7 protein-coding genes are annotated in these 15,066 nt (G+C 45.9%); 3 read left to right on the forward strand and 4 right to left on the reverse strand.

Translation table 11 applies throughout. The features are described from left to right. Window positions 1-70: 70 nt before the first annotated feature. Window positions 71-2,092 carry a glycoside hydrolase family 97 protein gene (locus SPL68_RS15040; protein WP_323815990.1) on the reverse strand — a complete coding sequence of 674 codons (2,022 nt, stop codon included), beginning with the start codon at window positions 2,090-2,092 and terminating at the stop codon, window positions 71-73. Between the two features lie 617 nt (window positions 2,093-2,709). On the opposite strand from SPL68_RS15040, the gene SPL68_RS15045 reads away from it, so the two are divergent. Beyond that, window positions 2,710-6,360: a discoidin domain-containing protein gene (locus tag SPL68_RS15045; RefSeq protein ID WP_323815991.1), complete on the forward strand. Its 3,651-nt coding sequence runs from the start codon at window positions 2,710-2,712 to the stop codon at window positions 6,358-6,360. Window positions 6,361-6,504: 144 nt separating this feature from the next. Here the strand turns inward: SPL68_RS15045 and SPL68_RS15050 are convergent, their stop codons facing one another. From SPL68_RS15050 to SPL68_RS15060, 3 genes are all read right to left on the reverse strand, one after another. Continuing rightward, a complete protein-coding gene (locus SPL68_RS15050) occupies window positions 6,505-7,197 on the reverse strand; it encodes a SapC family protein (protein ID WP_323815992.1) in 693 nt (230 codons plus the stop codon). Between the two features lie 2 nt (window positions 7,198-7,199). Beyond that, entirely contained in the window at window positions 7,200-8,750 is a 1,551-nt protein-coding gene (locus tag SPL68_RS15055) for a tryptophan halogenase family protein (protein ID WP_323815993.1), read from the reverse strand. A gap of 128 nt (window positions 8,751-8,878) precedes the next feature. Beyond that, the gene (locus SPL68_RS15060; RefSeq protein ID WP_323815994.1) at window positions 8,879-11,761 is read right to left on the reverse strand and encodes a TonB-dependent receptor; all 2,883 of its coding nucleotides are present in this window, start codon (window positions 11,759-11,761) and stop codon (window positions 8,879-8,881) included. 540 nt (window positions 11,762-12,301) lie between these two features. Between SPL68_RS15060 and SPL68_RS15065 the strand changes: the two genes are divergently transcribed. Both SPL68_RS15065 and SPL68_RS15070 read left to right on the forward strand, forming a co-directional pair. Further along, a complete protein-coding gene (locus SPL68_RS15065; RefSeq protein WP_323815995.1) occupies window positions 12,302-13,798 on the forward strand; it encodes an MFS transporter in 1,497 nt (498 codons plus the stop codon). Window positions 13,799-13,820: 22 nt separating this feature from the next. Beyond that, window positions 13,821-15,056 (forward strand): RNA polymerase sigma factor, encoded by a 1,236-nt coding sequence (locus SPL68_RS15070; RefSeq protein ID WP_323815996.1) that lies wholly within the window; start codon window positions 13,821-13,823, stop codon window positions 15,054-15,056. Window positions 15,057-15,066 lie beyond the last annotated feature (10 nt).

The following is a 15,066-nucleotide window of genomic DNA, read 5'->3' on the forward strand; positions in this document are numbered from 1 at the left end:
TGGCTATTCACTACTGCCCCCAAAGAAGGGAGAGACTATGGATTACAAAAGATCATTTCAAAACAAACAACTATCTGGCGACAAGGCTAATGGCAGCACCTCCTCCGGGAGCCAATTGCAATGAAATTGCATCGCCAGCGGTGACGTCCATTTCTTTAATGCCATAACTGCCCGGATTCTTTGCGTAGTGAGCATCTTTGCCATCTTGATAAATACGCGCAGTGTATTTTTTACCCGCTTCGAGAAAATCCAATTTGATTTCCAGCTTACGCGCGTTTTCATTGGTTAAAGCCCCCACAAACCAGTTGCTGCTATCGCGCGCCTTGCGGGCAATAGCCACATACTCGCCAATTTCACCTGCTAGTGGACGTGTAGTTTCCCAATCCACGGCAACATCTTTAATAAATTGAAATGCATCCAAATGTTGCTCGTAATGTTCCGGTAAATCCGAGGCCATTTGCACGGGAGAATAGATCACCACATAGAGTGCCAATTGCTTGGCCAGCGTGGTATTCACCTGATTATTCGGGCGCGATGGCAGCGTTAATTCAAATGCACCGGGGGTAAAATCCATTGGCCCTGACAACAAGCGAGTAAACGGAATAATGGCAGTGTGACTAGGCGGATTACCACCATCGGCAGACCAAGCGTCATACTCCTGTCCGCGCGCCACTTCACGCGAAATAATATTGGGATAGGTACGGCGCTCGCCGGTATCCTTCACAGTTTCATGAGCCACTACCGCAACTTTATGCTTGGCAGCAATATCGATCACACGCTGGGCGTGGTTCACATAAAACTGTCCGTGATGATACAAACCATTCACCAACTCTTCACCCGTTTCCACATAACCGGTTTTCACCGCCTTCATGCCGTAACGTTCCAGAAACGCAAACGCATCTTCCAATTGGCTTTCATAATTTTCGATAGCGGCACCAGTCTCATGGTGACCGATAATGTAAACACCTTTTTGTTGTGCATAGCGACTTAACTCAGCCACATCAAAGTCCGGGGTGGGCGTATAAAAGTTAAATGCATTGCCACCTCCGGGCAGCCACCACTCTCCATCCCAGCCTTTATTCCAGCCTTCTACCAACACACCAGCGAAGCCATGCTTAGCGGCAAAGTCGATATATTTTTTGGTGTTGGCTGTCGTAGCACCATGCTTCTCGCCGGATTTCCAACTAGTTTTTTCCAAATGCAGCTCCCACCAAATCCCAACATATTTCGCCGGTTTGATCCAGGAGACATCGCCCAACTTATTGGGCTCATTCAAATTCAAGGTTAAATAGTTAGTGATTAAGTCTGCCGCTGAATCTTCAACCTGCAATGTCCGCCACGGAGTGACTGCAGGAGCATCAATACGCACAGCAGTAGGCATATTTTTAGAAATAGGCACCAGAGTCGCACTGATTTTACCGCCGGCACCGCCGGTGACATTCATCGTGGAATAATTGTGCAACGCTGCTTCATGCAAGGCGACATAAACACCGCTTGCAGTTTTCAAAGTCACCGGCGTATGAACCAAACCCATTTTGCTAATGGGCGTGTGTTGATACAGATATTCATACTGATTTCCCGCCTGTGCTGGTGTCCACCAAGCGGCGTGATCAGCTGTCATATTAAACTCCGTCAGCTCATGCAATATCTCCAGCGATTGCAGTGACTTTTGCTCGGGAAATTCATAGCGAAAACCAACACCATCATCATAAACACGAAAAACCACATCCAATTTGCGTTTGGCGCCACTAGCTTCGCGCAAAGCAACGCGCAATTGGTTGTAATGATTGCGAATAAATCTCTCTTCTCCCCAAGGCTGCTCCCAGGTTTGATCGAAACGGCTGGCTTTTGCCGACACCATTTTAAAACCACTTGCCAGATCAGCCTGGTTTTTCAAAGCAAAGCCCAAGCGAGAATCAGCGACCAATTCATTGCCCTTGTAATTCACCTTGTAACTTGGAGCGCCGGCATCGGACAAATAAAAGTTAACTTCTAGCGTTTGACCAGGAGACGAAATACTGGCTGCAGGTGTTTGTGCTGCAGCTACCGAAGAAATCAGGGAGGCAAAAAAAACCATAACTATTTTTTTCATTGTGATGAACGTCTTGATAATTAATATTGTTATGAAATTAACTCGGCCAAAAAAATTACCTAATCAATCAATTTCAGCGCAGAGTTTTTATTCTTTCGTTCCCCTGCACTTGCTATCAATTTAATAGCAGCTTTTTTCCAGTGTCCAGCAGCAAAATATTGTTTTATAAAAAGAAATCGTTTTCATTTTTTTGAAAACGATTTCAGAATTTTATCTTCCTAAAATTAAGAAAAATTTTTATTAAAAAATGCCAAACCCATAACCCCACTGAGACCATAAAAAATGATCGCCATCAAAAATTTTAAAACTGCAAACGTTTTCAAAAAAAGAAATCGATTTCAGATTTTTTTTGCGGCGCCTTTTAATCTAGACACGAACACTTTTTCATCATTAAGATATTTTCGCGCTATCCAATAACTATAAAAAAACGTGGGCTTCACTTCAGACACGAGCCTGCCCATATCACCTTACAAGTCGGATATGGGCAGGCTCACAGCAAGCACATAACAATAATTGTTTCACTCTCATGCAGTAACCACGGGGGTTGTTTGAATCCAGGTCAACGGCATCGACTCAAACTGCACCCAACAACATCAATAACAATGAGGAAACTCACAATGAATATTCCACGAACCAACAGACACTTAAGTCTGTTTCGGCGCAGCATGCTCTTTAGCGCGCTAGGATTAATCGGCTCAATTGTAGCTAGCGGCGCTCACGCCCAAACCAATCTGGCACAAGGAAAGGTTGCCAGTGTCACCAGCAGCGTCGATGTCTATGGCGCCGCCAACACTATCGATGGCAATCAAGGCACCTATTGGGAAAGCCAAAACAATGCCTTCCCACAATCGCTCACCGTGGATTTGGGTAGCGCTTATAGCGTCAATCAAGTGCGCGTGAAATTGCCCACTAACTGGGGCTCGCGCACGCAAAATATTTCTGTCTCCGGCAGCGTGAATGGTTCCAGTTATTCAACGCTGGTCGGCGCCACGAACTACAACTTTGTTCCCGGCAGCAGCAACATAGTAAACATCAGTGTGCCGAGCAGCAGTGCGCGTTATGTGCGTTTGAATGTGGCAAGCAATACCGGTTGGCCAGCGGCGCAAATTTCTGAAATGGAAGTCTACGGCGATAACCAAACGCCACCGCGCGATGCAACCGCACAAATTAAAGCCACCTCTTACAACAGCATGAGCGGCATTCAAACTGAAGCAACAACCGATACTGGTGGTGGCAACAACATTGGTTGGATTGATGACGGCGATTGGGTTGTTTTCAATAATGTAAATTTCGGAACTGGCGTAAATAAAGTGAGTGCGCGCGTTGCAACTAACACCGCAGGCGGCACGATTGAAATGCGTTTGGGTGGCGTGAGCGGTTCACTGATCGGCACTATTACAGTGGCCAACACCGGCGGCTGGCAAACCTGGATCACCAAAACCGCAAACGTATCGGCAATGGGTACACAGGATTTGTACCTGGTCTTTAAGGGCACTGCAGCGGGTGGTTTGTTTAACCTGAACTGGTTGCAGTTCAGTAATGACAACGCACCGGCAGTTCCTGCAGCGCCAACCAATTTGGCATCCACTGGCAAAACCACTTCCAGCGTTTCATTGTCATGGACTGCATCCAGCGGTGCAGATGGTTATGAAATTCTGCGCAATGGAAATTTAGTGACTACAACAACCGGAACCACTTACACAGATTCTGGTTTAAGTGCAGGCACCAGTTACGCCTACACAGTGCGTGCGTTTAACGCCTCTGGCAGCTCTACACAAAGCAACAGCGTGAGTGTGACTACCGATAGCAATAATCAAAATCCATTGGTGGTAAAAGTGTCTGGAGGTAAACCTGTTACTGCAAGCACATCGCTTGGACATACGCCTCCCACTAATGCGGTTGACAACAATCAAGCGACTTATTGGGAAAGTAATAGCAACGCCTTCCCACAAACACTCACCATCGATTTGGGCAGCACCCATCGCGTAAGCAAAGTTGTTTTGAAATTACCGAATGATCCTGCTTGGGCAACGCGCACACAAACTTTGTCAGTACTCGGTAGCAGCAACGGCACTGCATTTACCAATTTGGTGAATTCAAGCGGTTATGTTTTTAATCCTGCATCAGCGAACACTGCCACCATTAACTTCAATGAAACCGCAACTCGCTATGTGCGCATTAATGTCACTGACAATACTGGCTGGCCTGCCGCGCAAATTTCTGAATTTGAAGTGCATGGTTATCCTGATCCTGTTCCGCCTACTACACCGCAGAATTTGCGCGTGACGGGCACATCGGCATCATCTGTTTTCCTCGCGTGGGATGCAGCAAATGGCGCAACCAGTTATCGCATTATGCGCGGCAATACTTTGGCGGCAACTGTATCTGGCACTACTTATGAAGATACAGGCTTAACGCCAGTCACCAATTACAACTACACAGTGGTTGCGGTAAACCAATACGGTAATTCAACCGCGAGCAATCAAGCAACGGCAACCACTACCCAAGAAAATACTGGCGGTGGCGGCACTGATCCGTGGGAGCCAAATGGTACTCACGGTGCGCAAGTTCCTTATGATCGCTACGACACTGAGCACGCAACATTTGGCGGTGGCGCGCAATTAAAAACTGCTCCAACTCATATCCAAACACTCACTGCTTCTGAAGCGTCCGGCCAAGCCTATATCGCATTACCCTCTAACGGTTCATATGCACAATGGACGGTAAGACCCGGTGAAGGTGGCGCTGGTGTGACTATGCGTTTCACTATGCCCGACTCCAGCAATGGCATGGGTTTGAACGGGTCATTGGATGTTTTGGTTAACGGCGTAAAAGCGCAAACTATTTCGCTGACCTCTTACTACAACTACCAATACTTCAATGCCGGTAGTGGTCATCCTTCTGATACACCCGGTGGTGGCGATCCACTCTTCCGCTTCGATGAAGTGCATTGGAAACTGAGCACGGCACTGAATCCGGGCGATGTAATTCGCATCGTAAAAGCTAACGGCGACAACCTGGAATACGGCGTTGACTTCCTCGAGATTGAACAGGTTCCTACTGCAATTTCTCGCCCAGCCAATTCTGTTTCTGTTACCGATTTTGGTGCAGTCGCTAACGACGGCAATGATGACTTGGCTGCGTTTAACTCTGCGGTGACTGCGGCAGTTGCCAACAATCAAATCCTTTACATTCCAGCGGGAACTTTCAACCTGAGCAACATGTGGGTGATTGGTTCTGTTGCCAACAAAATTAACAACATCACCATTCGCGGTGCGGGTATGTGGCATACCAACATTCAATTTACCAACCCGAATGTGGCTGGTGGCGGTATCTCCTTCCGCGTTGCAGGCAAGTTGGATTTCAGTAACGTCTACATGAATTCCATGCTGCGTTCACGCTACAACGAAGGTGCAATATACAAAGCCTTTATGGATAACTTCGGTAAAGACTCCAAAGTGTATAACGTGTGGGTTGAACACTTTGAATGTGGATTCTGGGTTGCGGATTACGCACATACGCCAGCGATTTATGCGGATAATTTGTTGATCGAAAACAGCCGTATTCGCAACAACCTGGCCGATGGAGTGAACTTCGCACAAGGCACCAGAAACTCTACCGTGCGCAACACTAGCATTCGCAATAATGGTGATGATGGCCTTGCCGTATGGACCAGTAACGTAAACGCAGCACCAGCGGGAATCAACAACACCTTTACCTACAACACCATTGAATTTAACTGGCGAGCAGCGGGTATTGCCTTCTTCGGCGGCAGTGGCCACAAAGCCACATTCAATTTAATTGTGGACGGTGTTGGCAGTTCAGGCTTCCGCATGAATACCGTATTCCCCGGTTATCATTTCCAGGACAACACCGGCATAGTCTTCTCAGACAGCACCATTATTCGCAGCGGCACCAGTTTGGATACCTGGGGCGGTGAGCGCGGCGCGATTGATTTGGAGGCATCGAGCGACCCAATCCGCAACGTGACCATTTCTAATATCGATATCTATGATACTCAACGCGATGCAGTGCAAATGGGTTACAGCGGCGGTTTCCAAAATGTAGTGTTTAACAACATCAACATTAACGGAACCGGTAAAGATGGCGTTACCACTTCACGCTTTGCCGGCCAACATCTAGGCGCTGCGATTTACACCTACACCAATAACGGCACAGCGACATTCAATGGCTTAACCACCAGCAACATCGCCAACCCCAATACCAATTTTGTACAACAAGGGTTTAATTTAATTATCAACAACTAACCAGCGCAGCCTGAACCATTGCAAAATGGTTTGGGCACAAACCTACAGGCATAAAAAATCCTGCTGATCACTCAGCAGGATTTTTTATTGCCAACCATTAGAGATAGATCAGCAGCCAAAATTTCAAATTAAACAGTTACGCCATTATAAATAGCGAGCCAACTTTCTCATATTAGCCAGAGAAAAATACTGCGCATAAACATAGTTAGCGATTACTAAAAATGCATCCTTTTGTTGAGTATCGCCCTCAATGACTCGGGAAATTCTATTCGGATCTATTCCATAAAGTCCTTCAAGGGTTACCGAAGGCTTATCTTTATATTGCACCTGAGCATGTAGCTTTGAAACCAGATCCAGCTCTAGCACCTTATCCACATACTTATCCGTTTGTTCAAAGCCGTGATGCAACTCAACCAATGCCGCAACAGCTACATCAAAGCCGTCAGATTGATTTTTAAAAATATAATCGCCAACTCCAGACTGTAATTTCACTCCGGCAGCACTCCAATTGATACCAATTAACGGCTGCCCTTTATCCTCTTGCGGCGCCACTGCAACCAAGGGCAGGCGCCGGATATTCAGCGGCAGTACTTCATCATCAGCCCAATCACAATGATCCAACAAATTGGTTTCAGCAGAAATACCCAGCAGTATTGAACAATTAAATTTACCAGTGGCCTGATCTTTCACAAACACAATGGGGTAGTGAAACATTAAGCTTTGAAATTCGGAAACCACCACTGGAATCAACTCACGCCGAGGTCCACGCCGCGCCGCATTAAAATCAATATTAATATCAGCGTGCAGGTTGCGATCAAGTATTTCTATATTTCCCATTTTTATATCCTCTGCAGACCATATTCATGGATTTTATCTATCAGGGCACGATTATTTGGCAGTGCATTCACAAGTGCAGCCATAGCATTCTGTTGTTGTTTAATTTTCTTTTCCAGAATATTTAACTGTGCATCCCCAACGGCATGAGTTTCTGTTTGAAATTGCATGCCGTACAAGATGTAAGCGTAACTTTCAAAGGGAAATACATCTGCCCGATTTAGAAAATCCACTACAGAAAGACAATGCTCTCCCCATGTCTTCAGCTTTTCTTGTAGCAGGATCGGAATAGAATTCGAATGCGTATTGTCTCGCCAAAAATCCGTATCAGTACGCTTGGAAATGCAGTAGTGCAGCTTCAAAAATTCGATAATGGAATCCCAACGATAAAGAAATGTATCGTTAAATTGTTTAGCGCAGCTTTCGAACCCAGACTTTTTATAAGGCAATTTTTCGGCAACCCAGTAGGCAGAGATTTCCACCAGCAAAATAGAGGATGCTTCAAGCGGCTCCACAAAACCCGCCGCCAGCCCCACCGCTACGCAATTTTTCTCCCAGAATTTTGCGCGATGACCAGGCGCGTATTTAATATGGCGAACATCCAACTGATCGATTTTTTTTCCAACATACTTACGCAAATCGCTCTCTGCCTGATCACTGCGAGTATGCTGCGATGAATAGACATGGCCGATACCGCGGCGTTTTTGCAAGCCTATATCCCATATCCAGCCTGAGCCTGTTGCAGTTGAAATTGTATGACTGGCAATAGGAGCATCTAAACTCTCATAAGGGCATTGCACGGCAAGCGCCCTATCACAAAATAAGATATCGCTTTTATCAAGAAAGGGAATTTTAAAATGCTTATCGATCAACAGGCCCGCAAAGCCAGAGCAGTCTATATAAAAATCGCCGATTAATTCTGAGCCATCCACTAGACAAAGCGCACCCACACCGCCATCTTCACTTAAGGTAGTGCCCACAATGTCTGCCACCACATGATTAATGTTTAATTTGCTCACGCAGTGGTCTTTAATAAATACCGAAAATTTATTGGTATCCAAATGGTATGCATAATTCAACAGCCCCTGATATTCAGGCGTCGTAATATTCTTTGGAGCCAAACCTCGCTCACACACAGCCTCTTGTGCGCACACTATATTGGAATATGACCAGGCATCTACACCTGATTTCATATTCAATTTTCGAACAACTGAATTCAGCGGGCCAAGATTGGATGGGAGCATCAAGGGATGGTAGTAAAAATCGTTTTCACGGTTATCGATCCAGCGATTAAAACGTGCACCCTGCTTGAAAGTTGCATCGCAGTGGCTAATAAAATCGGACTCGGAAACGCCGATTGCCTGCAGCGTAGTTCTTAGCGAAGGCCAAGTACCTTCTCCGACACCAACATTGCCTAAAGTGGGCGATTCAATCAGGGTAATTTTTAAATCGCGCCCCTGCTCTTTTACACATTTTGCCGCGAGTATGCCTGCAGTCAGCCATCCGGCGGTGCCTCCACCGACAACGACTACATGCTTAATGCTGGTGTTTGTCATTATGTATCCCATTATTGTTTTGCGCGTTTATTGTTATAGCGCGATCTGGTTTTGACACATAAGACAAGGGCCTTATAAAAAGGCCCTTATCCGCTCAACTTAAATCGACTTCATGAATTCAATCTGCATTAAAAAGAAGCTCGTATACCCAAGGTATAGCGTGCACCACTTTCTTCGGCAAGCAAGAATTGATTATCAAAGCGCGCATGATGGAGATTTTCTTCACCCGTAATGTTTATGCCGTCCAACGTCAGCGTTATATTTTGAGTCAGGTTGTAGCTCGCGCCTAAATCCCACTGCCCATAGGCTTCAACAAACACCGGCTCATTGTTTCTGAAATCCATCAGAAACTCATCGCGCCAGTTGTAAGCCAAACGCACTTGAAACTTCTCATTCTCGTAGAAGCCTACAAGATTATAGGTATCGCTCAAACCAGTGATAACAAAATTGCGATCAAACTGCGTTTTGTCATACTCAGCATTAGTATTCACAATAGTCGCGTTCGCAACAGCACCGAAGCCACTATCACCAAACATATGCTGCACAGCAAATTCAAAACCTTCGACATCAGCTGTTTCAATGTTTGATGGTTTAGTTACCTGGAAGACAATTTCCTGACCGGTAGCTGGGTCAACAACGGGCGAGCCATCCTGACCATTTATTTTTTCACCGCTGGTTGCATTAACGATAAAGTTATCAACCTGTTTGTAGAACACGCCCGCAGAGGCATAGCTACCTTCGTCGTAATACCACTCAAGTGATAAATCAATATTTTCTGATTCAAGTGGTTTTAACTCTGAATTACCTGCCTCGACTGGATATGGGCCGCGCTGTTTTAAATCGCCAAATGTCAAACCGGGACGCATATCCGTCATAGATGGACGCGTAATGGTTTTTGAGTAAGACACACGACCAACCACGTCATCAGTAAAATCAAACTTAAAATCAACATTTGGTAAAAACAAAGCGTAGTCTGATTTAAATGTTGTCGGCGTAACCGGCGTAAGAACCTCTTGCAACACCTCGTTGCCAACCGGCATTACATCGATTAAGGATGCCAGATTACCTTCGACATCAAGATTTGTTTTTTCATAGCGCAAACCGGTAACGAAATCATAGCGATGCCCAGCCAAATCTCCGGCGAACTCCAACTGAGTGTAGAGCGACAAAATGTCTTCACCAATAGTGTAAGACTCGCTGGGAACCTTCGCGGTTTCAAACGGAAGACCGACGTGCCCTTCATAAATGCGACGGAATTCATCGTGATCAAACTGCAACCATTTGGTTTGAATTTTTCCACCACTACTGACACCACTTAAAAAATCCGAGCCCACATCAAGTACTGTCACATTGGGAGGTGTAACGGCGGTCCAGTAAAATTGACCATCACAGAACATGCAGTTCATTGCGCCCTTCACCCAATCAGGAACATTAGGTTCATTTGCTTTCACGGTTGCCCATTCAGCATCCGTCATACTGCGTTCGGTGGTGGTTTTTTCACGAGATTTTTCGCGCGACTTATAAGACATACCGAAGTTTGCCTTTACCAGTCCCTGATCGTCGTTTGATTGATACACACCCTCAAATTTAAATTGATCAATAGTGTCTTCTACTATTCGACCAGTGCGCGTGGTAAATCCAGGGCGAAGATTGCTTGGATCAAGATAATCTTTATTCGGAATAGTTAACTGACCATTGGCATCTGGTTGATAGCCAACATCGCCAGTGCCAGATTCAAATCCGGAAATATAGGGAATAAATCCGCCTTCCATATCCCAGGTTAAACGGTTGCGATAACCCATAGTGACCTGTGAATTGCCAAAACCCATTGGGTCTTCATAATTGGATTCCGAACTATAGACATCACCGATCAAACTAAAATTGTCGGTAATCTCCCATTCAGCATTAAATCCGGCCACTAACGTATCGGATTTGCGATTCTCTCTAATCGCATTAAATTCTGTCGCCTGAACGGCACCCTCACCTTCACGTCTATCGGCAATAAAGTGCGTCACAGTTCCATTTTCATCGGCAACCACATCACGCCAACTGCCGCGACTACCAAACCAGTTCACCAACATATTTTGATCACGCAACAGCTCGTAATCGGAATAAAGCACATCCGCAGTTAAGGTAAGGCCATCAACAGGTGCAAATTGCAAAACCAGATTGGCATTGTCCCGTGTGCGCCTATCTTGTTGCAGATTGATAAAGTGGTTTTGTGGCAAATAAATGCGGCCGTCTGGATTGGCATTTGAGCGCAATTCATCTGGATCAGGATAGTTTGCATCGCCCGAATCTTTTTCAATTCGCAGCCAATTATTATTGGTAATACGATTTACTGTAGAGTCGCGCTCAAAATGATTGTAAGCAAAAAGAACGCCGAGAGTATCATCAGCAAAGGTTTGGCTAACCAGAATAGAACCTTGTGGTGCAGTTTCTTCACCCAGAGTTTCATAATCCATCTTTAATGAGCCGGCAATTTTGTCACCTAGATCAAACGGTCGAGAGGTTCTGATATCAATAGTCGCACCTATACCGCCTGATTCAGTGAGTGCAGAACCGGTCTTATTGATTACCAAACCGCTAATCATTTCGGAACCAAGCGTATCAAACTCAAAGTCACGGTTAACGTTTTCCGACGTAATTTGGCGACCATTCAAAGTTGTTACGTTAAAACCCGCCCCAAATCCACGAACAGTCACGTATTTCCCTTCTCCGCCTTCACGATCAATTGAAACACCGGGAATACGCTGCAAAGATTCTGCGAGATTGGTATCTGGAAATTTACCAATATCCTCGGCGCTAATCGCATCAACAACACCAGAAGCATCGCGCTTGGTTTCCATTGCCGATATCAACGCGGCGCGAACTCCGGTTACCACGACCTCTTCAACACTACCATCATTACTTTGGCTTTGCGCAATCGCAGGGGAGGCAAAACCGACAGCTACGATTGAAGTGACAGCACTGGCAATAAGATTTTTTTTAAAGTATCGCATTGTGCTCATGAACGTCTCCTTTATCAGTTATGAATTATTTTTGGACTGTATTTATATCCCCGCCGCTTTATGCACACACCAAAAAACTTCTGCTGTATGCATACCATTCACCTGACAGGAAAGAGTGAATGTTTCGTTTCAAACATCTTAATAATGGCTATTGGCAGATGTCTATATGCACGCTTTAAAAGAAATCGTTTTCAATTTTTTGAAATCGATTTCAACTTAAATTTATTTTTTATTTTGTAAAAAATAAATTTAAGTATTCACTGAAAACGTTTTCAGAATGGGATAAAAATAGCCGGCATATATTGGCTTTATATGCCAAAAAATTGGCCCGGATTTGTTGGAAAGGAAGGAATCGGAAAGGAATCAAAATTCAAACTAATCGCCCCCAAAAACCAGTCGAATTGAGCAGTGAGCACAAAGCCCACGAGCAGAGGGGATTTAGCTATAATTGCCAGCATCAGCGCACAAATATAATCATACAAATAAATGACCGCTTTCACCTAAAGCTGGTCGCAGAAAAACCAATAATTAGACACAGCTATGAACAGCAAACCGCAACTCGGGTTTTGGCAGATATGGAATCTCTGCTTTGGCTTTTTTGGAATCCAATTTGGGTTTGCCCTGCAAAACGCCAATGTCAGCCGCATTTTCCAAATTTTGGGCGCCCCTATCGAAGAAATTCCCATTCTGTGGGTTGCCGCACCTATCACCGGTCTACTGATTCAGCCAATCATAGGCTATATGAGCGATAAAACCTGGCATCGCAACGGGCGCCGCCGCCCCTATATTTTATTTGGAGCAATTGCCGCAACACTGGCACTACTGGTGATGCCCAATTCTCCGGAGCTGTGGATTGCCGCCGGCATGCTCTGGGTATTGGATGCATCGCTGAATATTGCGCTCGCCCCTTCTATCGCATTGGTCAGCGACATGCTCCCTGATGAACAGCGTTCCGCCGGATTTTCCATGCAAAGTTTTTTTATTGGAGTCAGCGCTGTCGTTGCCTCAGCCTTGCCGTGGATTCTGAGTAACTGGCTGGAGATAACCAACACTGCACCACAAGGACAGGTTCCGCCATCAGTCACCTATTCTTTTTATATTGGCGGGGTGATGCTGTTGCTCAGTTTACTGTGGTCGACTTACAACACCCGCGAATACAGCCCGGCGCAGATAGCACTATTCCAACGCTGGCACGATGCACAACAAGCTCACCTCAAACAACAGCAGAACCACACCGGATTTTTTCGTCAAGGCATCATTTTTCTAACCATCGGCACCATCGCCAGTGCACTGATAGCCAGCCTCGATTTTGACAGCAAACTCTATGTGCTCAGCGTTGGAATTGCTCTGTTCGGCCTATTACAACTTGCCGCAGGTAAGCTGCAAAACTCCAACCTCACTGACAATGCGCTCTACCAAATCACACGCGATATGGTGCAAATGCCGCGCACCATGAAGCAACTTGCAATTGTTCAATGTCTCTCTTGGTTTGCGCTCTTTTCAATGTGGATTTACGCCACTGCTGCAGTTACATCGCATCACTATCACAGTTCTGACCCCAGTAGTCACAACTACAACGAAGGTGCTGATTGGGTCGGAGTACTGTTTGCCGCCTACAATGGTTTTGCCGCGTTGGCGGCTATTGCAATTCCTTTTCTAGTTCTCAAAACCAATAGAAAAATTGCCCACATGATCAATCTTTGTTTAGGTGCACTTGGGCTAGTATCGTTTTTGTTTATAGAAAATTCGCACTGGTTGCTACTGGCAATGGTCGGCGTTGGTTTCGCCTGGGCATCCATACTCGCACTGCCACTGGCGATGCTGACTAGCGCATTGCCTCCGGGGAAAATGGGCGTCTATGCTGGCATTTATAATTTTTTTATCGTCATACCCCAGATCCTCGCCTCAAGCATACTGGCGATAGTGGTAAGCCAGTTATTTAATGGTCAGCCTATTTACGCCATAGTCACTGCCGGTATATTTATGTTGTTTGCTGCAATAGCTACCGCTTTTGTCGATGATGTAAACAGCGACTAAACGATTACTCAAAGGCAACGCTATGCCCGCCAATATCGAAACATTGATTAATGGAGTTTATCGCACTGAGTCGCGCCGGGTATTGGCGACATTAATTCGTTTGCTCAAAGATTTTGATCTCGCTGAAGAAGCACTACAGGATGCGTTTGCTGCAGCTTTACAACAGTGGCCAGTAGATGGTGTGCCGCAAAATCCGCGCGCGTGGCTGGTGTCTACGGGGCGCTTTAAAGCGATTGATCAATTGCGTCGCCGCGCTAAATTTCATGTATCGTTAGAAGATGTGATCGAACAGCTAGAGGATGAAGTTCAAGAGCAGGATGATGATTTAAACAGTCATCTTGAAGACGACCAGCTGCGGCTAATCTTTACTTGTTGCCACCCTAGCCTCGCACCAGAGGCGCAAATGGCGCTGACGTTGCGTGAAATTTGTGGATTGACGACAGAGGCCATCGCACGCGCTTTTCTCACCACACCCAGTACCTTGGCGCAACGAATTGTGCGCGCCAAAAATAAAATCCGCGACGCCAACATTCCCTATGAAATTCCCGCGCGCAACGAATTACCTGAGCGTTTAAGCGCTGTTCTGCATGTGATTTATTTGCTATTTAACGAAGGCTATTCTGCATCATCCGGCAGCGAATTAATTCGTCAGGAACTCACAACAGAAGCAATCCGCTTGGGGCGCTTACTCACGCAACTCTTACCCGATGCAGAAGTACTGGGGTTAGTTGCCCTGATGCTAATTCAGGACTCGCGCAAACATGCACGCATAGATAGCAAGGGTGATTTGATACGACTGGAAGATCAGGACAGATCGCAATGGAACCACGAGCAAATTGCCGAAGGCTCTGTATTAATCCAACGCGCACTTAGCAGTGGCAATGCCGACATTTATTGTTTGCAGGCCGCGATTGCGGTACTCCATGCAGAAGCCAAAAGTTTTGCTGAAACAGACTGGGCTGAAATTTGCGGCTTCTACGATTTACTGCTGGAGCGCAGCCCATCGCCGATTATTGAACTGAATCGTGCGGTTGCCATTGCACAGCGCGATGGTGCACAGCAAGGTTTGGCACTATTGGATGATTTACTCACACGCAACCTGCTCACTGAATATCACTTACTACACGCTGCACGCGCCGAGTTTCTCACTCAACTCAACCAAATTCCTGCCGCAAAACTCGCTTACGAAAAAGCACTGACGTTAACCACACAAGAACCGGAGCTACGATTTCTGCGCAACAAACTCAGTGCCTTATAAAACGAAAAAA

This window comes from Cellvibrio chitinivorans, from assembly GCF_035117775.1.
Classification (GTDB): Bacteria; Pseudomonadota; Gammaproteobacteria; order Pseudomonadales; family Cellvibrionaceae; genus Cellvibrio; species Cellvibrio chitinivorans.

Excerpts from the sequence above, each read along its gene's own strand:
- SPL68_RS15040 (WP_323815990.1), bottom strand. The coding sequence starts at position 2,092 with ATGAAAAAAATAGTTATGGTTTTTTTTGCCTCCCTGATTTCTTCGGTA.
- SPL68_RS15065 (WP_323815995.1), top strand. The coding sequence starts at position 12,302 with ATGAACAGCAAACCGCAACTCGGGTTTTGGCAGATATGGAATCTCTGC.
- SPL68_RS15050 (WP_323815992.1), bottom strand. The coding sequence starts at position 7,197 with ATGGGAAATATAGAAATACTTGATCGCAACCTGCACGCTGATATTAAT.
- SPL68_RS15055 (WP_323815993.1), bottom strand. The coding sequence starts at position 8,750 with ATGACAAACACCAGCATTAAGCATGTAGTCGTTGTCGGTGGAGGCACC.
- SPL68_RS15045 (WP_323815991.1), top strand. The coding sequence starts at position 2,710 with ATGAATATTCCACGAACCAACAGACACTTAAGTCTGTTTCGGCGCAGC.
- SPL68_RS15070 (WP_323815996.1), top strand. The coding sequence starts at position 13,821 with ATGCCCGCCAATATCGAAACATTGATTAATGGAGTTTATCGCACTGAG.
- SPL68_RS15060 (WP_323815994.1), bottom strand. The coding sequence starts at position 11,761 with ATGAGCACAATGCGATACTTTAAAAAAAATCTTATTGCCAGTGCTGTC.